Below are 25,658 nucleotides of genomic sequence, written 5' to 3'. Positions count from 1 at the left end.
GTGGCGACCGTTACGTGTTTTGGCGGAAGATAGACTGCCGTCGGCTTCATGCCGGGCGCCTGGCGCTTCGTGAAGAGCGTCACTCCCGGAAAGGCGTTGACGTCCTTCTGCTCAAGCTCACATGCCACCACGCAGGTTGCTCCGCTTCGGCCACGTCAGTCGTGCTCGGCCGTTGGCCATTTCTCGATACCAACTCCGCGCGATCCGATGGCTCCGGATGATGCCGTGGCGGCTCCGCGCCGTGCTCTAGTGGCAGACCTCGACATTACCGGTGTTGCCGCCGGGACCGCCGCCGCCACGGTACTCGAGGTGACAGCCGCTCCTGACCTGTCGGCACAGATATTGATCACAAACGATCTGACCGCTGCTGCCGCCGGATCTCGCAGTCGCTTGTCGCCGCGGAACGTCCACTGTCGGCTGTGGCCTTTCGCGGGCCGGACGATCCGCACGTGACGGACGCTCGTCCGTATTTCGCTTTGCAACCGGCTTCTTCCCGCGCCGCTTCTCGCATTCATTGTCGTCGTTGAGGAACGAGCCCTCGGCACAGGTGATCTTCCTGCACTGGTCGCCGTCAGCCTTGTAGCCATGATCACAGATCAGAGGACAGACCCGCGACGGCTTGAGCTTGATTGCGTCAAGCGCATCAAGACTTGCAAGCTTGGCGTCAAACTTGGTTCCCGCGTGCCGGTTGAAGAGGGCCAACGAGCGCTGCGAAGCCGCATTCCATTGGCCGTCGATGGCACCGGTGAAACAGCCGACGCGACTGAGTTCGCTCTGTACGGACTTGGCGATATCGGTCTTGTCGATATCGGTCTTGGCAATATCGGTCTGGCGCGGCTCCTGGCTCAGCGCGGCGACCTTGGGGGCATTGTCAGCCTGGACGGGCGCGACACCCTCAGGATTGCCCGCGACGGTATTCTCAACAGCCGGCTTATTCCCGGAGAGCGCAGCCGCTATTGCGGTTTCGGATGCAGTTCGCTTCCGTTCGGCCTCGGCCGCCTGTTCCTGCGCCGCCTGCTTTGCCTTTTCGGCGGCAATGCGGGCGTCTTCCGCCGCCTTGAGCTCCGCAGCCGCCTTCTCCTGGTCGGCGCGCTGGGCGCCCTGGGACGTCAGCCGCGCTTGCTGCTGTTCGGCCTGCCGCGCTTTCTCGGTCGCTGCGACGCGTGCATCCTCGGCGTCGAGTTGGTTAAGCTGCAGCTTGGCCAGATCAGCGTAGTATCCGTCCGGATGCTGGGTCAGGAATGCGTTCAAAGCGGCCTTGTTGCGCAGCTGCAAGGCCAACTCGTAATCACGACGAATCTCCGACTGGGGGTTGGCCGCTTGCGTCGGCTCCTCTGCCTTGGGCGCAGGAACCAGCGCAACGTCCTCGCCGCCCAGCGAGCCGTAGACATAGGGCTCCTGTCGGTTGCCCGTGGCTTGTAAGACATCGTCGCGGACGAAGCCGAAAGCCCTGCGCAAGTCGAGTCCCGGCTTTGCGATATATTTCACGAGAGCCATCGCGTAAGGACTATTCTTGCTGTTGCCATCGAGTGCCGTTAATCCGGCCTTCGCCGCGAATGCGATCAGTGTGTTGGACACAGTGGGTTCGACCCTGGCCAGCCCGCGGCTGATTGATCTCGAGGCAACCGTTCGTTTCATCGTGTCGGCAAAAGGATTGTTGCGGCACGCGTCCACGATCACAACACGCAGCTGCCGCGCAGGCTCGATCGCCAGCAAGACACGGTCGAGCGAGAACGCCTCGTCATAGATATCGGTGTCGCGTTCAAGTTTCGCGTCTGTCGGGATCAGATAGTTCGTCCCGTCGATCTCGATGCCGTGACCTGCATAGTAAACCAGGGCAATGTCGGCATCCCGCGCTTGATCGGCAAAATCTCTCAGTGCCCGCCGCATGTCGCTGGCGGCGAGATTGAGCCTCGAGTCAACCACGTCAAAGCCGGCGCCTTTCAAGGTTGCGGCGATGGCGGCAGCATCGTTGGCCGGGTTTGGAAGCAGTGGGACGTTCTGATAGCTGGAATTGCCGATCACCAAGGCCACGCGCTTGGTCGCCCAAGCTGGCTGAGAGGCCAGGAACAGCGACGCAGCAAGAACAAGACAAACGCGGAGGTGCCTGTACAATTTCATGGCGAAACGTCCTGCATCTGCCGAAGAATGGCAGCGTCGCGAAGATGGCCACAGAAAATGCTCAGTGAACTAATTCGCAGGCTACCGGCGGCCACCTGTCCGCGTACCGCGACAATTTCGAGCCCGATCCATTCCTCATGTTGTCGTTCTACGGAGTGAACACGTTCAAGCCCGCGGCGAAGATTGTGGCGGGCCAACGGGCTCGAACGAGGGGTCGTCGCGCCTGGCGGCCATCAGTTGCAGCGTAAGGTGTTGATATAGTTGCGGGTTCCAGCTTTCGATCGAGCCTGCCGCAACGCAGTGCGCGCGCCGCTCGAAAAGCACGTTTCGGCGAGCGACATGTGAAGCGGCGGGATGAAGCGGCGGGAACCACCACACGAGAGGCCTAGCGCGGACAGATCGAAAAGAACCGCTCGAAGGTTCCCATGCTAGTGATTGGGGGCCGGCCCAATGCGCCAACGAAATTCACATCGCGTCTGCTCGCATTCGAAACGTGGGGTCAGTGCGGCACGCCGAAGCAAGCAGATCACCGCAGCTTGATCTGCAGATCGTTATCCAACACCATTTGCTCGGAACGCATGGAGATAAGTCGAAATCCAATTTTGGAGAACCTCATGTCCATTCCGCTGAAAATTTACATCACGCCGTTTTCTGAGAAAGGTGTTCTGGAGCCCGGAAAATGGAGTTGCGATGCGGCCAAAAGGGCACTGGATGTGGTCAATACGATCTGGTCAAAGGCCAAGATTGCGTTCGTGATCAACGATTGCCTGATAGACAAGCCGCTCGACATGGCCAAGAGCGCCCGCAACGATGATAGGCGGATGCTGGGTGTCCTCAGCCTCCGCCATGATCCCGACAATGCGGTCCATATTTATCTGGTCAATCCCATTCAAAATCTTCCAGCAGGCGGGGGCTCGTACCTTCACAGCGATCCAGAGCCGGCCAGCTTTGTCCAGTGGTATGGCGATGACTTCGCCAATGGACGCGCCTGGGCCCATGAACTCGGTCATCTCATGAGTGTTGATCACGTCGACATAGACTACGCTAACGAGCGGCAGGCGGCGGCATTGCGCAGCAACCTCATGACGAAAGGCTTGAGCGTGGGCAGCGACCTGACCAAGCAGCAAATTGCGACAGCTAAGGATTCAAAACTGGTCAAGCGATTTGGCGGCTGACGGTCGCTTGGGTGCGACTGATGCCGATCTCGCCAGCCTGAATGTCGAAAGCATCTCTGATGCAAGTTGTGCGCGCCGGCACACGCCCTCGTGTGCGTAACGTACGCGCCGAAAATCGGAAATCCGATTTCCGCTCAATTCTGACGCATATTGTTGTAGAGCAACCCAGCCGACGGAAGCCTGCCGCTCCTTAATGTTGGTTGAAAAGGCACTGCGCTGCAGCGTCAGAAAGCAGTTGTTGGTAATCGAACGCTGCGCGTTTCGGTATTCCCCCGCTTCTCTCGGGCTTCGTGGCGGCTGGCGTGATACCATCTGCAAGCCGTCCTGCGCGGGAGTTTTCTGGGCGCAGCGGGCTACCACGGAGGCAAGCTGGCAAAATGATTGTGCTGTTCACAGACTTTGGGTTGCACGGCCCGTATGCGGGTCAGATGAAGGCGGTGCTGCACCAGATGGTGCCGGGCACATCCATTGTCGACCTGTTCGCTGACGCGCCGGTTGGCAACTCCAAGGCATCGGCCTATCTATTGGCAGTCTATGCCGCATGGTTTCCGGCGGGCACCGTCTTTCTTTGCGTCGTCGATCCCGGCGTCGGCGGAGCGCGCCCGCCCATTATTCTCGAGGCAGACGGCCGCTGGTATGTTGGCCCGGGCAACGGTCTGTTCGAACTGGTCCAGCGCCGTGCCGGAGAGGTCCGCAGCTGGCACATCGACTGGAAACCGGAGCGCCTCTCGGCGAGCTTTCACGGGCGCGACCTCTTCGCTCCGGTCGCGGCCATGCTGGCGCGTGGGGAGCCGCCTCCCGGGCGGCCATACCCGGATGTAGATCGCCGCGCAGACTGGCCGGACGACCTGTGCGAGATCGTGTACGTTGATCATTTCGGCAACGCAATGACCGGCGTGAGGGCGGTCACCTTGCCATCCGACGCAAGGCTTGCCGCGGCCGATCGGGTGTTGGAACGCGCGAGGACTTTCGGCGATCTACCGCCAGGTGTAGCCTTCTGGTATGAGAATTCGAACGGGCTCGCCGAAATTGCCGTCAATCTAGGACGGGCAGACCGCGACCTCGGTCTTACGGTCGGTACCCCCGTCGAGATCATCTCTTGAATGATGAGCGGCCCGGTTACAGGTTGAACTGCAATGGGCAAATCAACCAAACGGAGCACGGCCACGGATCGGCAGAAGCTGCAACGGCGCCGTGACAAGCTCCGGGCAACTGGGCGTCTTACAGAACAGATCCGCAAGGTTCTTGGCAAGCACTATGCGAGCAAGTACCGGGTGCGGTGAGCGCGACCGATGCGCCTGGAATAGGTCCTTCGATGCCAGCCGCAGCGAGATCGTGATCGTTGGACACATCCGGAGGGGCGGCTTGCCCCGAATAAAGCGATGCATAGTTCCAGTCACAAGGCAGGGAGCACCCCCGTGCCTTCGTGGTTGATGGGGCGGTGACGAGGCCGCACATGAGCGACTTGGCCCAGCTGAGAGTTTGGGATGATCCGGCGATCCGCGGCGCGCTGTCGTGGTACTTTGACGTTGCGGAAAACCGTCGCCCGGCCAAGTTCCGTATTGCCGCCACGATTGCCACGCAGCTCGATCCTGCAGCAAGCAGCGAAGATGCCCTGTGGGCCGAGCTCGATGAGCTGACGCCGATTTTTCTCGCGCGCTGGCAGGCGATCAGGGCGGGCGCGCCGTTGCTGTCGGCGGCGGATGGCCCAAGCCTGCTGGAGCTGTGCCGCGAGCTCGCCTACCGCATGCTCACCCACTGCAATTTCTGTCCGTGGGATTGCCGTATCGATCGCGTGGCAGGGACCAAGTTTGGCGCCTGCAAGCTCGCCGCCGGCTCGCGGGTCAGCTCGCATTTCCATCATACCGGCGAGGAGCTGTTCTATCGCGGCACGCAAGGCTCGGGCACGATCTTCTTCACCTCGTGCAACATGCGCTGCGCTTTCTGCCAGAACGGCGACATCAGCACCGATAAAGACAACGGCGTCGAGACGAACCCGCGCACTCTCGCGGCGATGGCGTGGACGCTGCGCCGCGAAGGTTGCCACAATATCAATTGGGTAGGCGGCGAGGTCGTTATCCATCTGCATTCCATCGTCCACGCCATCGCGCTATTGGGGCGCAACTACGCGCCGACGCAAGGCGAGCTGGCCCACGCTCGCAAAACGAAGGCTGACCGTTTCCTCTCGTTCGACGAGATGCCCGGTGCCGCTATCTATGACGGGAGGTTCAACTCACCGATGCTGTGGAACAGCAACTTCTTCATGACGCTCGAGAGCATGAAGATACTGCGCATCCTGACCGACGTTTGGCTCCCTGATTTCAAATTCGGTCCCGGCCGTTGCGCGATGACGCTGGCGAAGACGCCATGGTACTGGGAGACGGTGACGCGCAACATTGCGCTGCTTGACGAGTGGGGGGAGGAATTTTCCATCCGCCATCTGGTGATGCCCAATCACGTCGAGTGTTGCACTTATCCGGTGCTGGAATGGATTGCCGCGCGCGTGCCCGCAGTGCCCGTGAACGTGATGGAGCAGTTCCATCCCGACAATTTCTGTGATCCCGCGAGTGCCAAGTACCGGGACAGATATGCGGAAATCGCCCGCCGACCGACGCACGCGGAGCTGGAGGGTTCGTGGCGCCGCGCTCGCGAGTTGGGCCTCCAATTCGAGACCACGACGTTCGAGCGCCACAATGCCCTTGGTATGTGATCCCCTCATCCACCTTCAAATGAGCGATGCGGGGCACGGCCAGCCGAGACGACAATTGAAATTGGGCAGGGCTTTCTGTCCCTTAGCGGGATATTATAAAGGCGAAGGCCCGCGGGAGCCTGAAAATTTCAGGGAGGAGAGTCGTGATGGGAACGTTTGGATGTCGGAGCTTGTCCGGGGGCGGCCCTCTCTCGCTTGTCGTGATGAAATTGTTCGACGGCCATGATCGATTGGGTGGTCCACGCAAATAAGGTACAGATCCCGGGCAGGACGACAATCTTCACCGCTTTCACTTGCATCTCTCCCGCGATTCAAGAGAAGCCTCGTTCCTTTAGGGACGCAGCATGGCCACCTTTGAGGGACAAGGCTTTATTGGAATTGCTCCGATTTGTTCAATCCGGCCAGAACCGGGGCATCCAATCTCGCGGCATTTGTCGACGTTGGCCGGATCTCTCGGTCACGAGCGTTGGCAGCTCGATCCTCCGTCATGCGCGGGCAACGTGAACTGGAAAACGGCGCCATGAGGTTCGTTGGGCGTGGCCCACAATCGACCGCCATGTGTCTCAATGATCGATCGGCATATCGACAGTCCAATCCCCAAACCGCCTGATTTCGTCGAATGGAAAGGCTCAAAGATTCGGTCGAGATTCGCGGGCGGCACGCTGGTGGATGATGTCAGGACCGATATGCTCAGGGTTCGCGCTCGTAAGCAGGACATGATCGATCGTGAGATCACCTTCCATCTGCAGGCCTACAAGGAGAGCGGCGCCGACCTTGTTATGGGCAATGGACGCTTCGTCGCTCCCAGAACCATCGAGGTTTCACTGAACGACGGTGGCATGCGATTGCTCGACGGCAAGGAGGTTGTCGTCAATGTCGGTTCGCATGCCGCCATTCCTGATATTCCCGGATTGCGGGACGCGCGCCCGCTTACCCACATCGAGGCGTTGGAGTTGGACGAGGTGCCGCCACACCTGATCGTGCTGGCGGCGGTTACACCGGCGTCGAGCTGGCGCAGGCATATCTGCGCTTCGGTAGCCGCGTGACGGTTATCGAACCGGGCTTGCAGATCATGGGACGCGAGGATGCGGATGTGGCAGAAGAAATCAGACGGCTCCTGAGCGGCGAAGGCATGGAAATTCTGGTGAATGCGAGACCCCTTGGCATTCACGGGCTATCTGGCGACGCCGTAAGAGTCTCGGTGCGGACCGATGCCGGGGAGCGGACGATCGGGGGCAGTCATCTGCTCGTTGCGGCCGGTCGGATCCCGAACATGGCGGACATCGGCTTGGAAAAAGCCCGCATCGCATTGGACTCGCGCGGCTTCATCCGAGTCAATGAGCGGCGTGAGAGCACCGCTGCTGGCGTCTGGGCGATCGGCGAATGTCCAGGCAGCCCACAATTCACACACGTTTCGGTCGATGACTTCAGGATTGTTCGCGACAACATGGCGGGCGGCAACCGTAGGACCGTTGACCGGCTCGTTCCGCATGTGATGTTCACGGATCCGCCGCTCGCACGTGTGGGTCTTTCCGAAAGTGAGGCGCGGAGGCAGGACATCGCCGTGCGGGTCGCAAAGTTGCCGATGCGAAATGTGTTGCGAACGCAGGCGACCGACGAAACGGGCGGGTTTATGAAGGTGGTTGTCGGCGAACACCGATCGAATTCTGGGATTCACGATGATCGGGTCCGAGGCAGGCGAAGTGATGGCTGTGATACAGACGGCCATGCTTGCCGAATTGCCCCATGCGAAACTGCGTGATGCCGTCATTGCACACCTCACCGTGGCCGAAGGCTTGGGACCTCTGCTCGCAGGTGTCACGGCGCGAACTGATCTTGACGCGGTCGCGAGCTATTAGACACGGCCGAGCCGCGAGATATTCGGCGCCCACATGCACACTATTGTGACCGGAGAAAATCTGCGTAATCAGCGGCGCTGAGCGTGCGTAACGGCTGTCACGAACGCACTTGGCGCTCCTCAGTCGAAATCAATCCCAATCATGCAAAGAGACGATCCACACGAAAGCATCTTGCAACATCGCTAAACTGAAACCGTTAGCCTGTCGGCGTATTGGAGCAAATGCGATGCGCTCTGTTCTTGCTCTGGGGCTATTGGTCGCCCCAAGTTCTTCCGCCGAAGCTGCATCGCGCCAACACGTCTTCATTCGTCGTGACGTGGCCTCAAGCTTTGCCGCCGTTCCCGGTTGGACAGGCGGACGGCTGCGGCCGCTGATCCACTACGGAGACACCCCTGGCTACAATGATCCGTCCCGGTTCGGCGGCGGAGAGGCGTTATCGGTTCGTTGAGCGCCGCGTGTTTCGGGGGCGCTTGGTGCCGAGGGAGCGCCCAATTAGCGGCGCTCTGGGCCCAAGGCCGAGACCATTCGATAGTTCGCTGTCTGCCTCGAGGCGGACGCGGCCGGACCGGACTGAACGCGATGTTCGCCAGCTACACGCTCAACAGCCATCACCGCTGCGTTCTTCTGGTTGGTCACCGCCCTATCCGCCAAAGATACTCACCCCCGGCACATTACTTTGTGGCCGAAGCAAACGGGATCGGTGGGAAGGCACGAACCAGGGCGGTAATGCGGGAGCTCATCAAATACTGCAACGCCGTACCGAGCAGGGGCACTGCTTTTCGAGGGCTGAGAAGCCTTCCAAATAAGCACTTGAAATCAAAGGAAAATGCCTCAACTGTCAGCTTGAAACTTCGGTCGGCCCAAAAATCAGCTAAACCAGACAAGATGATAAAGCGAAATAACATCAACATGTTAGCGCATCGATTTAGCGTCGCACCCATGATGGATTGGACTGACCGGCACTGCCGCGTCTTCCATCGGCTGATGTCGCGGCGGGCGCGGCTCTATACGGAGATGTTGACGACCGGCGCGGTGATCCACGGCGATCGGGGGCGGCTGCTCGGACATGATGCGAGCGAACATCCCGTGGCGCTGCAGCTTGGCGGCTCCGATCCGCGCGATCTCGCGACGGCCGCCAGGATCGGCGAGGATTTCGGTTACGACGAGATCAACCTCAATGTCGGCTGCCCCTCCGACCGCGTGAAGGAGGGGCGGTTCGGCGCCTGCCTGATGGCCGAACCCGCGCTGGTCGCCGACGGTGTCGCTGCCATGAAGCGCGCGGTGAGCATTCCAGTCACGGTGAAATGCCGGATCGGCATCGACGATCAGGATCCGGAAGTCGCGCTCGATGTGCTGGCGCGCGGGGTGATTGCGGCGAGGGCGGATATGCTCATCGTGCACGCCCGAAAGGCCTGGCTGAACGGATTATCGCCGAAGGAGAACCGCGATATCCCGCCGCTCGACTACGATCGCGTCTATCGCCTGAAGGCGGCGCTGCCCGGCGTGCCCATCATCATCAATGGCGGCATCGCGAGCCTTGCCGAGGCACGGCAGCATCTTGCGCATGTCGATGGCGTGATGCTCGGGCGCGCGGCCTATCAGGAACCGTGGCGGCTGCTCGCCGTCGATTCCGAACTGTTCGGCGAGGCGTCGCCACATGCGACGATGAAAGACGTGTTCGCGGCCATGATGCCCTATATCGAGGTGCAGCTCGCGCTGGGGACCCGGCTGCATTCGATCACGCGGCACTTCGTTGGCGCCTTCCATAGTGTCCCCGGGGCGCGGGCGTTCCGCCGCCATCTGGCGGAGAACGGCGTCAAGCCGGGTGCCGGCGCCGATGTGCTGCGCGATGCGATCGCGCTGGTCGACGACCGCGCGCCGGCGTCGATCGCCGCCTGAACGGACGCCGGCCCGGCAACACCTGTCCTTACCTTTCGCCCGAGGTGGCGACGATCCGGGCGATCGCATGGCTCATCTCGTCGCCCTCGATTGGTTGCATCGCGGTTAGACGAATTGCGGATTTGTGCCGCAGGAGGAGTGAGGCAATCTGCCACATCGGAGCGCCGCGGCAGCCGCATCCTGCGATGCGGGAAGCATAGAGAGCCGGCTGGCGAGCCCAATTCCAAACAGCGATGTCAAATCGCCCGTGATCTCTGAGACCGTGATCTCTTCGCGATCATTTGGGCAGCCGGAGTGACTTTGTCTTCATGAAATAAACGTCCGCGAAAAACTACAAAACAGGGAGGTCTGGAATGGCTACGATTCGGTTGTCGATCAATCGTCGCACGCTCATCAAGTCCGGATTCGCGCTGGCCGGCAGCCAGGTGATCGGCGCGCCCTTCATAGTCAAGTCGCTCGCGGACGAGCCGGTCAAGATCGGAATGGTCAATCCACTGACCGGCGTGCTTTCTGCGCTGGCACAGAGTGAGGTCGACGGCGCCCGGTACGCCGAAGCCGAAATCAACAAGAAGGGCGGTATTCTCGGCCGCCAGGTCCAGCTCCTCGTCGAAGATTCCGCGAACGATGTCGGCACCGGGGTACAAAAGACCCGAAAGCTGATCGATCGCGACAATGTCGCAGTCATCCTTGGCGACGTGAATTCCGGCATCGCCTATGCGATGTCGCAGGTCACCAACGAGAAGAAGATCTTTCACATCGTTCCAGGCGGTCACACCGATCCGATCACCGGAACGAGCTGCAAATGGAACGTCTTCCGCATCTGCAACACCACGACGATGGACGCCAATGCGGTCACGCCGGAATTGGTGAAGAAGTTCGGCAAGAAGTGGTTCTTCATCACGCCGGACTACGCTTACGGTCACACCCTGCAGGACGCCTTCATCAAGGCGCTGAAGAAGGCCGGCGGGACATTCGAGGGCGATATGCTCCCGATCAACAATACCGATTTCTCCGCGACCTTGATCAAGGCGAAGGCCTACAAGCCGAACGTTCTGCTCAACAACATGGGCGGCCTGACGCAGATCAATTGCATGAAGCAATTCACGCAGTTCGGAATGCAGAAGGAAATGGCCCTTGGCGGAGCGCTGTTCGAGCTGGAAAGCGTCAAGGGATGTCCGCCCGACGCTCAGACCGGCTGGTGGGTCATGGAGTGGTGGTGGAACCAGCCCAAGGTGCCCGAGGTCGTCAAGTTTGTGAGCGACTTCCGCGCTGCCACGAAGAAGACGCCCACAGCGCGCGACTGGTTCGGCTACGTGGCGATGCACACGGTCCGGCTTGCGGCAGACAAGGCGAAGTCCCTTGAAGGTCCGAAGATGGCGAAGGCGCTGGAGGACCTCGAGCTGCCGCCGGACGTCGCGTTGCAACCGGGAAAGGTGCGCTACCGCGCGGGAGATCATGAACTGATGCCGAACATCTTCGTCGGCGAGGTTCATCCGTCCAAATCCGAACCAGATGACCTGTTCACGGTCTCGGCGCTCGTCCCGGGCGATGAGGCTGCGGGCTCGGTAGCGGACACCGGCTGCAAGATGGTGGCGCCGGCCTGATTCAATCACCGGCTGAACGATCACCAGGGCCGAGGGCGGGATGATCCAGGTCATACTCTTCAACGTCACCAATGGACTCATCATCGGCGCATTCTACGTGCTGATGGCGCTGGGCTTGTCCCTGATCCTCAATCTCAGCAACGTCATCAACTTCGCTCACGGCAACTTCCTGGCGCTCGGCGGCTACCTTGCTTTCACCTTGTCGCCGGCGCTGGGTTACTGGGGCGCGTTGCTGGTCTCGCCCTTCATTACTGCGCTGATCGGGCTCGCGGTCGAGCGGTTGATGATCCGGCGCGTCTATAACCGGGATCCGGTCTACAGTCTGTTGCTGACGTTCGGCTTCGCCTTCGTGATGCAGGATGCCGCCCGCTATATCTGGGGGCCCAACGGACTGCCGCTCGGATTGCCGGAGTTCCTGTCGCAGCCAATCAGCCCGACGCTGTTCTTCATCACCTGGTACCGCGTCTTCATGGTCACCGTCGTGATCATTGCGGTGCTCGGATTGTTCGCGTTCCTGCGTTACACACAAGTCGGCATACGCATCCGGGCGGGCACGCTCGACCTCGAGACGGTGGCGTCGCTGGGTGTGAATATCAGCCTGTTGCGGACATTCAATTTCGCGCTTGGCTGCCTGCTGGCTGGATTGAGCGGGGTGCTTGCCGCCGGGCAGATCGGCCTCAATCCGAATATGGGCGACGATCTGCTGATGCCGAGTTTCATAGCGATCATTGTCGGCGGCGTCGGCAGCCTGATCGGCACGCTGTTCGGTGGACTGCTGATCGGGGTGGCGGCGGCGCTCACCACTGTGTTCTTTCCTTCGGCGAGTGAGGCCGTGATCTATGCCATCATGATGATTGTGCTTCTTGTTCGCCCGCGAGGTCTGATGGGCGAGGAAGGAATGATGGCATGAGCACCGACATCGGCACGAGCGCAACCGCCGCGGCGATCGGCGCAAGGCGGACGCCCGCCGTTCCGAAATGGGTCATGCTCGCCGTCGTCTGGGTCGTCCTGATCGCGGTTCCCTACTGGCTCCCATTGCTCGGCGGTTACACGGCGCTCGCGGGGCGCGTGCTGGTGTTCGGGCTCGCTGCGATGGGGCTGAACCTGCTGTTGGGCTTCACCGGCGTCCTGAGTTTCGGCCACGCCGCCTATTTCGGGCTTGGCGCCTATGGCGCCGGCCTCACCTTGCGATATCTCACTCACAGCACGCCGCTTGCCATGCTGATGGGAACGCTGCTGGGCGGATTGGCCGGGACGCTGTTCGGTCTCCTGATCGTGCGCCGCCGGGGCGTCTACTTTGCGATGTGCACGATCGCATTCGGGCAGCTTTGGTATTATCTCGCCTATAGCTGGAACGACTTCACCGGCGGCTTCGATGGCTTGCGCGATTTTCACCGCGAGCCGATCGGATTTGGCCCGCTGACGCTCGACATCACCGACGGCGGCAATAACTTCTATTTCTTCCTTCTCGGCGTCTTCGGCCTTGCCGTAGGCTTGTTGGGCCTTCTGGTTCGCTCTCCGTTCGGTCACACCTTGCGCGCAATCCGGGAGAACGAGCGTCGTGCGCGCTTCCTGGCGATTCCCGTCGAACGACAGATATGGCTGTCGTTCTCCATCTCCTGCTTCTTCACCGCACTTGCGGGCACCTTGTACGCACTTCTCAACAACTTTGCCGATCCCCTGGCACTGCACTACTCGCTGTCAGGCTATCTGGTCGTGATGTGCGTCATGGGCGGCATGCGGACGTTTTGGGGGCCGCTGGTCGGCGCGACGGTGTTCGTGGTTCTGCAGGACTACATTTCGTCGATGACCGTGAACTGGATGTCCTTTGTCGGCGCGATCTTCGTGGTGGTCGTGCTGTTCTTCCCGCGCGGCCTGCTCGGCATGCGCCGCACACGCAAATCGGTGTGAGCATGCTTGAGGTTCGCAACATCACCAAGCGTTTTGGCAATCTGGTCGCCGTGAAAGATGTGTCGATGTCCGTCAAGACCGGCGAGCTACGCGCCATCATCGGCCCGAACGGGGCGGGCAAGACGACCTTCTTCAACATGATCAGCGGCTACTTTCCCCCGACCAAGGGATCGATACTGTTTCAAGGCAAGGACGTGACGCGCCTGCCGGCGCACCTGCGCGTCGGCCTCGGCATGGGACGAACCTTTCAGATCACGGAGGTCTTTCCGGAGCTGACCGTCCACGAGAATGTGCTCACCGCGGCAGAGGTCGCGGCACGACAGACCTTGCACATGCTGCCGAACCGGGCCGACGCAAAGCTCGCCAACGACGTCGCTGCCGAAATGCTGGCGCTCGTGGGGCTCAGTGCCAAGGCAGACCGGCTGGTGGGCGAACTCTCTCACGGCGACCAAAGGACCACCGAGATTGCAATGGCGCTGGCGCAGCTTCCGCGCCTATTGCTGCTCGATGAACCGACGGCCGGCATGGGTGACCAGGAGACGTATGAGATCACGACCCTCATTCGTCGCCTGCACAAGGAGAGGAATTACACCATCGTGCTGATCGAGCACGATATGCGCGTGGTATTTCACCTGGCCGATTACATCACGGTGCTCGATCAGGGCAGCTTGCTTGCCGAGGGAAGGCCCGACGAGATCGCAGCCTCCGAAGCCGTGCAGGCAGCCTATCTTGGAGAGAGCCAATGACGCCGCTGACCGTCGCGGGGCTGCAAACGTTCTATGGCAAGAGCCACATCCTTCACAATGTGGGCCTGACGGTGAACGAAGGCGAGATCGTCGTCCTGCTTGGCCGCAACGGTGCCGGCAAGACGACAACGCTCCGCAGCATCATGGGACTGACCCCGCCGCGTGATGGCAATGTGAAGCTGTTCGGGATCGAGGCGACCCGGATGTCACCCTATCAGGTGGCGGCACTCGGCGTGGGTTACGTTCCGGAAGGCCGCAAGATTTTCGCCAACCTGACCGTCGAGGACAATTTGCGGGTCCCAGTCGCGCGGCCCGGCCCTTGGGACACCAAGCGCGTCTTCAATACGTTTCCGCGCCTTGCGGAGCGGCGGGACAATCGCGGCCGCCAGCTTTCCGGTGGCGAGCAGGAGATGCTGTCGATCGCGAGAGCATTGCTGCTCAATCCCAAGCTTCTGTTGCTCGACGAGCCGAGCCAGGGGCTCGCGCCTTTGATCGTCAAGGAGGTCTTCCAGATCATTCAGACGATGCGCAAGGAGGGGATCTCGGTGCTGCTGGTCGAGCAGAACGTTCGCGTCAGCCTCGCCATCGCCGATCGCGCCTATGTGCTGGATGATGGTGCCATCATCTACAGCGGCAGCGCCGCCGAGCTCGCAAACGACGAGGAGCGTGTCCGCTCGATGGCCGGTGCCAGCGCGAAGGAATGGGCCATAGGCGACCATCAGGGCGCGATGCGATGATGCCGGGACATTCGTGATCTTCAGAGCCAGGGGGAAATGATGCTGATTTTCGTTGAAGGACATCCCAACGTCGATGCCGTGACGTTCTACGTGATTGCCGCAATCACGCTCGGCATCCTGCTCTATCGCTTCCACCAAAGGCAGGTCTGAGGCTTGCTGGTCCGACCTTGCGGATGAAATGCCGTACTCGGATCGCCGCTATGCCGCGAGCGGCACCTTGGCGCGCCTTGAGGCTGACCGCGCCGTGCCGGATGGGTCACCGGCGGCATCGCAATCGTTGCCAAGGCTGGCCCGCATCCGCAGGCAGGTCAACGGGGCATGCTCGAGCACGCAGTTGCTCGCCATGATGCAGAGAGCGGAGTGAAGTCCTGCGCGCGGCGATGGCGCTAGCCCGCATTTCTCAGTGCGCCCCGACGGCGCGCATCACCAGTGGAGGAGGATTCCACCCAGATAGTTGTCGATTGATCTGGTAGCTGACGAGCGGATCGGTCGGGTAACCGGCCGGTTCGAAGCCTCGTGACAAAGGCCGCCTTGGGCGGTCGAGCAATCCAGCGGGCCGTAATATGAGTGAAGTCTGAGCAGGCCTCGAAAGTGAAGATGCGGATGCCGACCCGCCTGAGATACGGGGAAGGCCGTGTGGATAGGGAAGCAATCGACGTGCGCACCTGTTTGATCCGCCGGGGTAGTGGACTCGGCACGCTGGAAGGGCGATGCGGGTAATCGGGGGAGACCCGCAGCGGGCGGAGGTCGCGTCTTCAACGTCGCAATTGGCGGCGGCCTGCAGCGGGAGTCGGACAGGGACGCGGTACCGTTGAAACCGGGTAATGCCGGCGGAGGGAAGGTCCCTGACTTCTGGTGTGCTTTCAAAGACGGTGAGGAAACAGGTGATTGGCGATGAGCCTCGAAACGCCTGAAAGGATCAGGACCCTTCAGAGAAAGCTCTATTGCAAGGCGAAGGCGGAGCCTGCCTACCGCTTCTATTTGCTCTACGACAAGATCTGCCGTGAGGACATTCTGCGCCACGCCTACGCGCTGGCCCGTGCCAATGCGGGTGCGCCTGGTGTTGACGGGGTGACCTTTGAGCAGATCGAGGCGTCGGGCGTGGAAGCATGGTTAGCGGGGCTGCGCGAGGACCTCGTTTCGAAGACGTACCGACCCGATCCGGTGCGGCGGGTGATGATCCCGAAGCCCGGGGGAGGCGAGCGCGCGCTCGGCATTCCCACGATCCGCTGTCGCGTCATTCAGACTGCCGCCAAACTCGTGTTGGAACCGATATTCGAAGCGGACTTCGAGGACAGTGCTTATGGCTATCGTCCGCGTCGCAGCGCGGTCGATGCGATCAAGGAAACGCACCGGCTGATTTGCCGGGGCTATACCGACGTGGTTGACGCCGATTTGTCGAAATATTTCGACACGATCCCGCATTCGGACCTCCTCAAATCGGTGGCCCGACGCATCGTTGACCGGCATGTGCTGTGGCTGATCAAGCTGTGGCTGCAAGCGCCGGTCGAGGAGCGGGACGGCAACGGGAAGCGGCGCATGAGTGGCGGCAAGAACAGCAAGCGCGGCACACCGCAAGGCGGTGTTGCAAGCCCGCTGCTCTCCGTCATCTATATGAACCGGTTCCTGAAGCATTGGCGATTGACCGGACGCGGCGAAGCCTTCCGCGCCCACATCGTCTCGTACGCCGACGACTTCGTCATCCTCAGCCGCGGCTATGCGCACGAGGCTCTGGCGTGGACGAAAGCGGTGATGACGAAACTCGGGCTGACGCTCAACGAGGCGAAAACCTCGGTGAAGGATGCCCGGCGCGAGAGCTTCGACTTCCTTGGTTATAGCTTCGGGCCGCATCGGTACCGGAAAGATGGCCATTGGTATCTGGGCGCGAGCCCGTCCAAGAAGAGTGTTCAGCGGCTCAAAGCCAAGGTGAGCGATATCCTGGTCCCCGGCAACACCGGGTGCTGGCTTGACGTGCGTGACCGGCTCAATCGCTTGTTGCGAGGCTGGAGCACGTACTTCGGCTACGGCACTCGGAAACCGGCGTACCGGACCGTCGATAACCATGTGTACGAACGGGTCCGCGGATTCCTGGTCCGACGTCACAAGGTGCCGTCGCGTGGCACCCGCCTCTTCCCGCGAGAGGCTGTGTTTGGCGCGCTCGGGGTCTTGCACCTCCGACGCGTCCACTTGGGACCGCCGCCGTGGGCCTTGCACTGAAGCCAGTCGGAAAGCCGGATGCGGTAGCTCCGCACGTCCGGTTTGATGAGCGAGGAAGGGAAACGGGGCGTTGCCGAATGGCCCAAGCTACCGCGCCCTTCCCCGACTCTACCAGTGTTGAGGCGCATCGGGGCGCGAATCAGCGAAAGTTCTTTTGCGAGAAGGACTTTGCGATGATTCAAGGAATGCCCCGATGCCGACAGAGTGTAGCGCAGAACGGTTTGATTTTGGAGTGGTGGAAGGCCGGGCTGTGGAAGCGGCCTTTGATGCTGGCCTGGTGACGTCGGACGCTGGAGCGCTGCTTCTGGGCGCCGCCGATCGAGCGATCGATCTGGTGGGGCGTTTTGCAGATTGCTTTCGCGATCATCGCCGTCCGGACTTGATCGAGCATGCGGTCGGGACGTTGGTCGGACAACGGGTCTTTGGCATTGCACTTGGCTACGAAGATCTCAACGATCACGACGAGCTGCGGCACGACCCGCTGATGGCGGTGCTGGCGGGCAAGCTTGAGGCCAAGCGCGAGGACTGCGCGCCGGTGGCCGGCAAGTCGACGCTGAACCGGCTGGAGCTGAGCCGAAACGAGCCTTCGCGCTATCACAAGATCGCCTACGACGCGGCGGCGATCGAGGCGTTGCCGGTGACGCTATTCCTGGAGGCGCACAAGCGACCGCCGGCGCAGATCATCCTCGATCTCGACGCCACCGACGACCCGCTGCACGGGCATCAGGAAGGACGCTTCTTCCACGGCTATTACGACTGTTACTGCTATCTGCCGCTGTACGTGTTCTGCGGCCGGCATCTGTTGGCGGCCAAGCTGCGGCCCTCCGACATTGACGCCAGCGCGGGCAGCGTCGCGGAGGTCGAGCGGATTGTCCGGCAAATCCGCGTCCACTGGCCGTTCGTGCGCATCCTGCTGCGCGCCGACAGTGGCTTTGCGCGCGAGGCGCTGATGGCGTGGTGCGAACGGAACCGCGTGGATTACCTGTTCGGGCTCGCCCGCAACACGCGCCTGGTCGCCATGATCGAAGAGGAGCTCGCCGCGGCGCGGGCTGCAGCCGAGAAGACCGGCCGCCCGGCGCGCCGCTTCAAGGACTTCCAGTGGAGCACGCGCGGCACCTGGAGCCGAAGGCGCCGCGTCGTCGCCAAGGCGGAGTGGACAAAAGGGGAAGCCAATCCGCGCTTCGTCGTGACCTCGCTCAAGCGGGCCGAGGCGGGTGCGCGGCAGCTCTACGAGGACATTTACTGCGCCCGTGGCGAGATGGAAAACCGCATCAAGGAGTGCCAGCTCGATCTCTACGCCGACCGCACTTCCGCGGCGACCATGCGCGCCAACCAACTGCGGTTGTGGTTCGCCTCGATGGCCTATGTGCTGATCTGTGCCCTGAGGCGCATCGGCCTTGCCGAAACCATCTTTGCGGACGCCACCTGCGGCACCATCCGCCTCAAGCTCCTGAAGATCGGCGCACTGGTGCGCATCAGCGTCCGCCGCATCAAGATCGCCATGGCCTCGGCCTGTCCGGCCGCCGAACCGTGGGGCATCGCCGCGCACCGCCTGGCCAAAGCCGCCGGAGCCCGCGCCTCGCCGGCCTGACACGCGAAGCTGCGACGCGCCAAACCGCGGCATCGCCAACTGGCCCACCGGAGAAACCCACAACCTAATCCCGCCAGCCGCGCCTTCCCGCGCAGCAACCCTTCATGGCCATACTGGCACACCAAATCGGTGTTGTCAGATCAGTCGGCCCTGTGAGAAATGCGGGCTAGTCGACTGCCGTACGCGGGCGCCGATGACCATGTGCGGATAGTTCGGGATAGCCGGTCAGCATCAGCTTGCCGGCGCGCACCCCCCAGCTTTCGAGCCGGTCGAGGAAGCTCATTCCGAGCAGGTTGGTCTTCATCTGCCCGCGCTGGACCACCAGCGCCGGCACCGATTTCTCGACCAGCTTGCCAACGGCGAGCCGATCGAGCGTCAGCCGCGCCGCCTTGGTGTGACCGCCCGCGGTTTCGAGATCGACGTTGTATTCGAGCATCTCGGTGGGCAGGCCGATCGCCTTCGCCGTTTCCCAGGTCAGCACGACCGAGGTCGCGCCGGTGTCGATCACCATCGGAGCGCTGACGCCGTTGATCTTGGCGCGGAACGCGAACTCGCCGCCCTGGCTGCGCGCGATCTCCACCGCGGGGGCAACGGGCGGGCTGCCGCTGCTGCTTCGGCCGAGGATTTGCGAGATGTTTTCCCTGGCGCGCGCGATCTGGTTGGGATCGCCATAGGCGACGACCGCACCGGCGGTCGCCATCAGCAGCAGGATGACGAGGAGGATACGGCTCATTGTGCGCCTCCGCGCATTCCGGGCGCGCTCAGGCGCGCTTCGGACGCGGCTCCATCCGCTCGAGCCCCGCGTCCGCCATGCGTGCCGGCAAAGGCGCCATCACCGCCAACCGCTCCGCGCTGTCCATCTTGTGCCAGCGCGCGATCTCCGGAAGCGTGCGGCCGCATCCGAAGCAGAGCTTGGTTCTGGGGTCCATCATGCAGACTGCGATACACGGCGTTTCTGAGCTCATTCTTCAGTGTTGAACGGTTTCAGCCGTTTGCACAAGCGGGTTGAAGCGCAGCGGTTCGCATCGCGCTTCGGCTTCTTGTCCAGAGCATGATCTTCGGGGCACCGCATCACACCTTTCCGGGCCATGCTCTACAATCCAGTGCCGGCACTCATGATCGATTTACGGCGCACACGCTTGCGGTCGGCGCTCGCCGAACCCTCCACGGGCTCCGGCTGCATCGGCGGCGCGTCCTCGGACATCGGTGCAAGCGCGCTCATGACGCGCTCCGGCGGGAAGGTCACGATCACCTCGGTGCCGATGCGCAGCTTCGATTTCAGCGTGAAGGTGCCGCCATGCATGTCGATCAGGCTCTTGGCGATCGGCAGCCCGAGGCCCGCGCCCTGTTCCGCCGACTTGATCGAGTTGGAGCCCTGGCCGAACGAGGCCAGGACGATCGGGATCTCGTCCTCGGCGATGCCGCTTCCGGTGTCCTTGACGCTCAGATATTGGCCGCCCGACGCGGTCCAGCCCACCTTCAGCCAGATCTCGCCGCCCTGCGGGGTGAACTTGATCGCGTTGGAGAGCAGGTTGAGCACGACCTGGCGGATGGCGCGCTCGTCGCCCCAGATGCGCGGCATGCCGTGCTCGAACACCTCATGGATGGTGATGCCGCGGCTCGAGGCGCGCAGCTTCAGGAGATGGTGGCAGTCGGCGACGACATGCACCAGCGCGACGGCTTCCTCGTTCAATTCGTAGCGGCCGGCCTCGATGCGCGACAGGTCGAGGATCTCGTTGATGAGATTGAGCAGGTGCACGCCGGAATTATGGATGTCGGCGGAATATTCCTTGTAGACGGGCACCGTGTGCGCGCCGAAGATCTCGCTCTTCATCACCTCGGAGAAGCCGAGGATCGCATTGAGCGGCGTGCGCAATTCGTGGCTCATCTGGGCCAGGAAGCGCGACTTGGCGACGTTGGCGGATTCCGCGCGATGCCGCGCCTCGTCGGAGATCGCCTTGGCCTGTTCCAGTTCGCCGATCAGCGCGTCCTTTTCGGCGCGCGCCTCCAGCGTCGCCAGCGTGGTCGAATGCAGGCGGTGGGCGAGAAGCGCGAAATAGCCTTCGGCGGCGAGCGCCAGCAGCGCCAGCACGTAATTGTCGAAAGAGCCCCTCAGCACCAGATCAAGCGCGATCGCCACCGTCACCGGGATCGTCGCCGCGAGTGCTGCGATCGGCAGGCTCGCCGCCAGCATGCTCGACACCGCGATCACCAGCAGCATCAAAAACATCATCAGCGTGTTGGAGGCGAGGTCGCGGCCGGCGGGATGGATCAGGATCGCGGTCCAGCACAGGCCATAGAGCAGGTCGAGCAGCACGAAGCGCGTGCGCCATTTGCGGGTCGCCGCGACCGAAGGCTGCACGGCGAGGAAGCGGGAGCAACTGCGAATGATCGCGGCGTGGACGCAGAGCATGCCGCAGGTCCATGCGCCGGCGACGATCGGCTGCATCCAGAGGCCAAACAGCACGCCGGTTGCAACCACCAGCAGCATGACGACGTAGGATGCCGACATCCTGGTCTGGGCGTATTGTCTGAGCAGTTCGGCGTCGAAGGCGGGGCGGGTTCCACTGGTCGACGTTAACCGATCGCGCGCCTCGCGCACCCGCTGCGCGGAGGCGCGCCGGCTGCTCACCGCCGCCGCCACCTGAGGTCCTGCCGGAAGCTGTACAACTTCAGGCTTTTCTGCGGGATTACTCATAAACAACACAAATCCTGCCCGCGAACCGCGCGAGCTTTTTGCATTGTCTATCAGTGACGCCAAATCATTAAGCGATGACTTAAAGAGCTAAAGAAATACGTTAATGGGGAGTTAAATTAACCTTTGGAGTTCCGCGCAATGGGGCGCGCGAGACACCTCGTGCGGCCGGTCTGTAGAGGGCCGATGGCCGCACGGCCAGGGGCGGCCAAGCCGCGCCTGGCCTTTTCATTCGGCGAGGGATTTAGCGCTGCAGCCGGGCCAGCAGGCTCGACGTATCCCAGCGCTTGCCGCCCATCTTTTCGACCTCGGCATAGAATTGGTCGATCAGCGCGGTCGCGGGCAGGGTGGCGCCGTTGCGGCGCGCCTCGGCGAGGCAGATCGAGAGGTCCTTGCGCATCCATTCGACGGCGAAGCCGAAATCGTATTTGCCCTCGTTCATGGTCTTGTAGCGGTTTTCCATCTGCCAGGATTGCGCGGCGCCCTTGGAGATGGTCTCGACCACGGCGGCGACGTCGAGGCCCGACTTCTTGGCGAAGTGGATGCCCTCGGACAGGCCCTGCACCAGGCCGGCGATGCAGATCTGGTTGACCATCTTGGTCAGCTGGCCGGCACCCGCGGGCCCGAGCAGCTTGCACATGCGGGCATAGGCCGCGATGATCGGCTCGGCGCCGGCATAGGCCGCCTCGGTGCCGCCGCACATCACCGTCAGCACGCCGTTCTCGGCGCCGGCCTGGCCGCCGGACACCGGCGCGTCGACGAACTTGAAGCCGGCCTTGGTGGCGGCGGCATCGAGCTCACGGGCGACCTCGGCGGAGGCGGTGGTGTGGTCGACGAAGGTCGCGCCCTTCTTCATGCCGGCGAATGCGCCGTCGGGGCCGATCGTGACCGAGCGCAGGTCGTTGTCATTGCCGACGCAGCACATCACGAAATCCTGACCTTCGGCGGCAGCCTTCGGCGTCGGCGCGGTCTTGCCGCCGAACTTGTCGGCCCAATCCTTCGCCTTCGCTGCAGTCCGGTTGTACACGGTGACCTCGTGGCCGCCTTTTTTCACGAGGTGTCCCGCCATTGGGAAACCCATCACGCCGAGACCGAGAAAAGCGACTTTAGCCATGTGTGCTACCTTGTTTTTGTCTTGGTATTCGTATTCGCCCCCAGGGCCGCGCTGGGAACGCAGGGCGGGCAGGGGGCATTCCTTCCATGGAGGGAGCCGCACCATACCCCGTCAGCGGCAGAGGGCAACGGCTTCGTTTTGGCGGCTTCCCCCGGTTTCGTGCTAGGATCGGAATACCAAAAGAACCTCACAAAAAAGGGAGTGTCTCGCATGGGCGTGAGCGTAGGTGTGCTCGATCATTTCAACATCCGGACCCGGAATCTCGCCGATACTGTCCGGTTCTATGAGGACATTCTGGGCCTGGAAAAGGGCCCGCGGCCGAACTTCGCGTTCCCCGGCGCGTGGATGTACAGCGAGGGCAAGGCCGTGGTGCATCTGGTCGATATTTCGAAGACCGATGAGGCACAAAAGCCGGATTCAGGCGTCGTCCATCATGTCGCTTTTGCCAGCCAGGGTTTTGCCGGGATGAAGAACCGCCTGCAATCCAAGGGCATGGAATTCGACTCGCGCCAGGTTCCGGGCGGCGATCTTTGGCAGATCTTCGTGAACGATCCCAACGGGGTCATGATCGAGCTGAACTACGAGGCCGCCAAGGAAGAGGCCAGTGCGGCCCCCGCCGAGCGCCGGGACGACGTCGGAGCGAGGTAGCCTTTTGCGCCGCAACGCTCTATGGGTCGCATCCTTGGGCATGATCCGGAAACGTGGTTTTCCGGCGCGGCAAACGCGGCGCGTTTGCGCGGAGATCATGCCCGCTTGAGCTAGGAGATGCGCGGTGAGCGTGACGCAACAACAGGTCCTCGATTGCCTTGCCAAGGTGATGTCGCCGCGCGGCGTCGCCTTGACCAACGCCAACGTGCTGTCGCCGATCGCGGTCACCGACGGCAAGGTGTTCTTCTCGATCAACGTCGACGCCGCGGAAGCCCGCGCCTGGGAGAGCGTGCGTGCGCAGGCCGAGAGCGCCGTGCGCGCCATTCCCGGCGTCAGCGTCGCGATGATCGCGCTGACCGCCGAGCGCAAGCCGGGGAGTGCCGGAGCCGCGCCGCCGTCGCGGCCCGCAGGCGGTGTCCCGCCCGCGTCAGCGCATCGCCATCCGCCACAGGGCGGGGCCGGCTCGCCGATGGCGCGGCAGGCCGAGATCCCCGGCATCTCCGCGGTCATCGCGGTTGCCTCCGGCAAGGGCGGGGTCGGCAAGTCGACCACCGCGCTCAACCTCGCGCTCGGCCTGCGCGATCTTGGCCTGCGGGTCGGGCTGCTCGACGCCGACATCTACGGCCCGTCGGTGCCGCGGCTGACCGGCATTCGCGAGAAGCCGCAGCTCAACGACGACAAGAAGATGATTCCGCTGAGCCGCTTCGGCCTGTCGATCATGTCGATCGGCTTCCTGGTCGAGGAGGACACCGCGATGATCTGGCGCGGGCCGATGGTGATGTCGGCGATCACCCAGATGCTGCGCGACGTCGCCTGGGGCACGCTCGACGTGCTCGTCGTCGACATGCCGCCGGGCACCGGCGATGCCCAGCTCACGCTCGCGCAGAACGTTCCGCTCAAGGGCGCCATCATTATCTCGACGCCGCAGGACCTCTCGCTGATCGACGCGCGGCGCGGGCTCGCCATGTTCAAGAAGGTCAACGTGCCCGTGCTCGGCATCGTCGAGAATATGAGCTACTTCCAGTGCCCGCATTGCGGCACGCGCTCGGACATTTTCGGCCATGGCGGCGCGCGCCACGAGGCCGAGCGGTTGGGCGTGCCGTTTCTCGGCGAAATCCCCTTGCACATGGCGATCCGCACCACCTCCGATTCCGGTACCCCGGTGGTGGAGAGCGAGCCGGACGGCCCGCACGCGGCGATTTACCGCGCAATCGGCGCCAACGTCCGCGAGCAGCTGCAAGGCATCATTGCCGCGGCTTGAGGCCGCATTTCCCGAGAAATTGCTGCGCCATCAGACTTTCGTTTAATCGGCGCAGTCATGCCATCGTCGCGTTTCCGTGAAGCCGCTTCCGTGTTAAAGGGCCCGCCAGAGCGCCCCGGCAGCCTTTCGCCGGAGGAAAGGCTTGCGGTCACTGGGAAACGTCCCTCAAGGAGATGCCTTACGATGAAGCGTCGTGATTTTTTGAAAGTTTCTGCGGCCGGTGCTGCCGCGACGGCCGTTGCCTCGCCGGCGATCGCGCAGTCCTCCCCGGAAATCAAGTGGCGCATGACCTCGAGCTTCCCGAAGTCGCTTGACACCATCTATGGCGGCGCGGAGCAGGTCTCGAAGTACGTCGCCGAAATGACCGACAACAAGTTCCAGATCCAGGTGTTCGCGGCCGGCGAGCTCGCGCCCGGTCTGCAAGCGCTGGACGCGACCTCCAACGGCACTGTCGAGATGTCGCACACGGTCGCCTACTACTATGTCGGCAAGGATCCGACCTTTGCGATCTACGCGTCGGTGCCGTTCGGCCTCAATGCCCGCATGCAGAATTCCTGGTGGTACCAGGGCGGCGGCCAGGAGCTCGGCAACGAGTTCTTCAAGAAGTTTGGCGTGATCGGCTTCCCCTGCGGCAATACCGGCACCCAGATGGGCGGCTGGTTCCGCAAGGAGATCAAGACCGTTGCCGATCTTTCCGGCCTGAAATTCCGCATCGGCGGTATCGCCGGCCAGGTCCTCCAGAAGGTCGGCGTGGTCCCGCAGCAGCTCGCCGGCGGCGACATCTATCCGGCGCTTGAGAAGGGCACCATCGACGCCGCCGAGTGGGTCGGCCCGTATGACGACGAGAAGCTCGGCTTCGCCAAGGTCGCGAAGTATTACTATTATCCGGGCTTCTGGGAGGGCGGTCCCACGGTCCACGCCTTCGCCAATCTCGAGAAGTGGAATGCACTGCCCAAGGGCTACCAGGCGATCCTGGCCAACGCCTGTGCCAACGCCAACAGCTGGATGGCCGCGCGCTACGACATGCAGAACCCGTCAGCGCTGAAGCGGCTGGTTGCCGGCGGCACGCAGCTGCGTCCGTTCACTAACGAGGTGCTCGAGGCCTGCCTCAAGGCGACCAACGAGCTGTGGGGTGAAATCTCGGCCAAGAACGCCGACTTCAAGAAGTCGATCGAGGCCATGCAGGCCTACCGTTCCGATCAGTATCTGTGGTGGCAGGTCGCCGAATACACCTTCGACAGCTTCATGATCCGCTCGCGCACCCGCGGCTGATCTGACCTCTCTTCGACTTAAGTCGCCCGGCCTTCGCCAGAAGGCCGGGCTTTTTGCGTCTGGTGTTCGGGGAGAGGATGTTCCATGCTCCCGCCAAG

The 25,658-nt window shown here is 62.4% G+C and carries 23 protein-coding genes; 16 read left to right on the top strand and 7 right to left on the bottom strand.

Translation table 11 applies throughout. The features are described 5' to 3' along the window. Positions 1–246: 246 nt before the first annotated feature. Positions 247–2,121, bottom strand: a complete 1,875-nt coding sequence (locus tag MTX19_RS23800; protein ID WP_280985492.1) for a caspase family protein — start codon at positions 2,119–2,121, stop codon at positions 247–249. Between the two features lie 614 nt (positions 2,122–2,735). On the opposite strand from MTX19_RS23800, the gene MTX19_RS23795 reads away from it, so the two are divergent. The 3 genes from MTX19_RS23795 (at position 2,736) to MTX19_RS23785 (ending at position 6,006) form a co-directional block, all read left to right on the top strand. Continuing rightward, positions 2,736–3,296: a hypothetical protein gene (locus MTX19_RS23795; RefSeq protein ID WP_280979557.1), complete on the top strand. Its 561-nt coding sequence runs from the start codon at positions 2,736–2,738 to the stop codon at positions 3,294–3,296. A gap of 377 nt (positions 3,297–3,673) precedes the next feature. Beyond that, positions 3,674–4,399: an SAM-dependent chlorinase/fluorinase gene (locus MTX19_RS23790; protein ID WP_280979556.1), complete on the top strand. Its 726-nt coding sequence runs from the start codon at positions 3,674–3,676 to the stop codon at positions 4,397–4,399. A gap of 353 nt (positions 4,400–4,752) precedes the next feature. Then, positions 4,753–6,006, top strand: a complete 1,254-nt coding sequence (locus tag MTX19_RS23785; RefSeq protein ID WP_280985491.1) for a radical SAM protein — start codon at positions 4,753–4,755, stop codon at positions 6,004–6,006. 457 nt (positions 6,007–6,463) lie between these two features. Here MTX19_RS23785 and MTX19_RS23780 read toward each other — a convergent pair whose 3' ends face one another. After that, positions 6,464–6,667 (bottom strand): ATP-binding protein, encoded by a 204-nt coding sequence (locus MTX19_RS23780; RefSeq protein ID WP_280984868.1) that lies wholly within the window; start codon positions 6,665–6,667, stop codon positions 6,464–6,466. Here MTX19_RS23780 and MTX19_RS23775 point away from each other — a divergent pair. Together MTX19_RS23775 and MTX19_RS23770 are read left to right on the top strand one after the other, a co-directional pair. Then, positions 6,573–7,052: a hypothetical protein gene (locus MTX19_RS23775; RefSeq protein ID WP_280985000.1), complete on the top strand. Its 480-nt coding sequence runs from the start codon at positions 6,573–6,575 to the stop codon at positions 7,050–7,052. The genes MTX19_RS23780 and MTX19_RS23775 overlap by 95 nt on opposite strands. Further along, positions 7,049–7,768 (top strand): FAD-dependent oxidoreductase, encoded by a 720-nt coding sequence (locus MTX19_RS23770; protein WP_280979553.1) that lies wholly within the window; start codon positions 7,049–7,051, stop codon positions 7,766–7,768. The genes MTX19_RS23775 and MTX19_RS23770 overlap by 4 nt, the downstream gene beginning before the upstream one ends. A gap of 768 nt (positions 7,769–8,536) precedes the next feature. On the opposite strand, the gene MTX19_RS23765 is transcribed toward MTX19_RS23770, so the two are convergent. Beyond that, positions 8,537–8,776 (bottom strand): hypothetical protein, encoded by a 240-nt coding sequence (locus tag MTX19_RS23765; protein WP_280979552.1) that lies wholly within the window; start codon positions 8,774–8,776, stop codon positions 8,537–8,539. Here MTX19_RS23765 and dusA point away from each other — a divergent pair. From dusA to MTX19_RS23725, 8 genes are all read left to right on the top strand, one after another. Further along, positions 8,775–9,764 carry a tRNA dihydrouridine(20/20a) synthase DusA gene (dusA, locus tag MTX19_RS23760; protein WP_280979551.1) on the top strand — a complete coding sequence of 330 codons (990 nt, stop codon included), beginning with the start codon at positions 8,775–8,777 and terminating at the stop codon, positions 9,762–9,764. The two genes, MTX19_RS23765 and dusA, sit on opposite strands and share 2 nt — an antisense overlap. A 353-nt stretch (positions 9,765–10,117) precedes the next feature. Next, positions 10,118–11,368, top strand: a complete 1,251-nt coding sequence (locus tag MTX19_RS23755) for an ABC transporter substrate-binding protein (protein ID WP_280985490.1) — start codon at positions 10,118–10,120, stop codon at positions 11,366–11,368. Positions 11,369–11,408: 40 nt separating this feature from the next. Next, a complete protein-coding gene (locus MTX19_RS23750; protein ID WP_280972188.1) occupies positions 11,409–12,278 on the top strand; it encodes a branched-chain amino acid ABC transporter permease in 870 nt (289 codons plus the stop codon). After that, positions 12,275–13,279, top strand: a complete 1,005-nt coding sequence (locus MTX19_RS23745) for a branched-chain amino acid ABC transporter permease (protein ID WP_280979549.1) — start codon at positions 12,275–12,277, stop codon at positions 13,277–13,279. The genes MTX19_RS23750 and MTX19_RS23745 overlap by 4 nt, the downstream gene beginning before the upstream one ends. Positions 13,280–13,281: 2 nt before the next feature. Next, positions 13,282–14,025 carry an ABC transporter ATP-binding protein gene (locus tag MTX19_RS23740; protein WP_280979548.1) on the top strand — a complete coding sequence of 248 codons (744 nt, stop codon included), beginning with the start codon at positions 13,282–13,284 and terminating at the stop codon, positions 14,023–14,025. Continuing rightward, entirely contained in the window at positions 14,022–14,762 is a 741-nt protein-coding gene (locus tag MTX19_RS23735; protein WP_280979547.1) for an ABC transporter ATP-binding protein, read from the top strand. Before MTX19_RS23740 ends, MTX19_RS23735 begins: the two co-directional genes overlap by 4 nt. An 894-nt stretch (positions 14,763–15,656) precedes the next feature. After that, positions 15,657–16,979, top strand: a complete 1,323-nt coding sequence (gene ltrA / locus MTX19_RS23730; protein ID WP_280980119.1) for a group II intron reverse transcriptase/maturase — start codon at positions 15,657–15,659, stop codon at positions 16,977–16,979. Between the two features lie 193 nt (positions 16,980–17,172). Continuing rightward, positions 17,173–18,570, top strand: coding sequence for an IS1380 family transposase (locus tag MTX19_RS23725; protein ID WP_280980118.1), 1,398 nt, complete (start codon positions 17,173–17,175; stop codon positions 18,568–18,570). A gap of 166 nt (positions 18,571–18,736) precedes the next feature. Here MTX19_RS23725 and MTX19_RS23720 read toward each other — a convergent pair whose 3' ends face one another. The 4 genes from MTX19_RS23720 to MTX19_RS23705 all read right to left on the bottom strand — a co-directional run bounded on the left by MTX19_RS23720 (position 18,737) and on the right by MTX19_RS23705 (position 22,379). After that, positions 18,737–19,303, bottom strand: coding sequence for a TIGR02281 family clan AA aspartic protease (locus MTX19_RS23720; protein WP_280972184.1), 567 nt, complete (start codon positions 19,301–19,303; stop codon positions 18,737–18,739). 28 nt (positions 19,304–19,331) lie between these two features. Next, on the bottom strand, positions 19,332–19,535 hold the full coding sequence (locus MTX19_RS23715; protein ID WP_280979544.1) for a DUF1289 domain-containing protein: 204 nt from the start codon (positions 19,533–19,535) through the stop codon (positions 19,332–19,334). Between the two features lie 128 nt (positions 19,536–19,663). Next, entirely contained in the window at positions 19,664–21,268 is a 1,605-nt protein-coding gene (locus MTX19_RS23710) for a HAMP domain-containing sensor histidine kinase (RefSeq protein ID WP_280979543.1), read from the bottom strand. 241 nt (positions 21,269–21,509) lie between these two features. Next, positions 21,510–22,379 (bottom strand): NAD(P)-dependent oxidoreductase, encoded by an 870-nt coding sequence (locus MTX19_RS23705; RefSeq protein ID WP_280979542.1) that lies wholly within the window; start codon positions 22,377–22,379, stop codon positions 21,510–21,512. 210 nt (positions 22,380–22,589) lie between these two features. Here MTX19_RS23705 and MTX19_RS23700 point away from each other — a divergent pair, with 210 nt between their 5' ends. The 3 genes from MTX19_RS23700 to MTX19_RS23690 all read left to right on the top strand — a co-directional run bounded on the left by MTX19_RS23700 (position 22,590) and on the right by MTX19_RS23690 (position 25,560). Continuing rightward, entirely contained in the window at positions 22,590–23,027 is a 438-nt protein-coding gene (locus MTX19_RS23700; protein WP_280979541.1) for a VOC family protein, read from the top strand. 124 nt (positions 23,028–23,151) lie between these two features. Then, entirely contained in the window at positions 23,152–24,288 is a 1,137-nt protein-coding gene (locus tag MTX19_RS23695; RefSeq protein ID WP_280979540.1) for an Mrp/NBP35 family ATP-binding protein, read from the top strand. Positions 24,289–24,471: 183 nt separating this feature from the next. Beyond that, positions 24,472–25,560, top strand: coding sequence for a TRAP transporter substrate-binding protein (locus MTX19_RS23690; RefSeq protein WP_280972178.1), 1,089 nt, complete (start codon positions 24,472–24,474; stop codon positions 25,558–25,560). Positions 25,561–25,658: the final 98 nt, after the last annotated feature.

It is taken from the genome of Bradyrhizobium sp. ISRA464 (assembly GCF_029910095.1).
In the GTDB taxonomy this organism is placed as follows: Bacteria; Pseudomonadota; Alphaproteobacteria; order Rhizobiales; family Xanthobacteraceae; genus Bradyrhizobium.
Note: the sequence above shows the minus strand (reverse complement) of the source record. Positions and strands in the feature narration are given on the sequence as shown.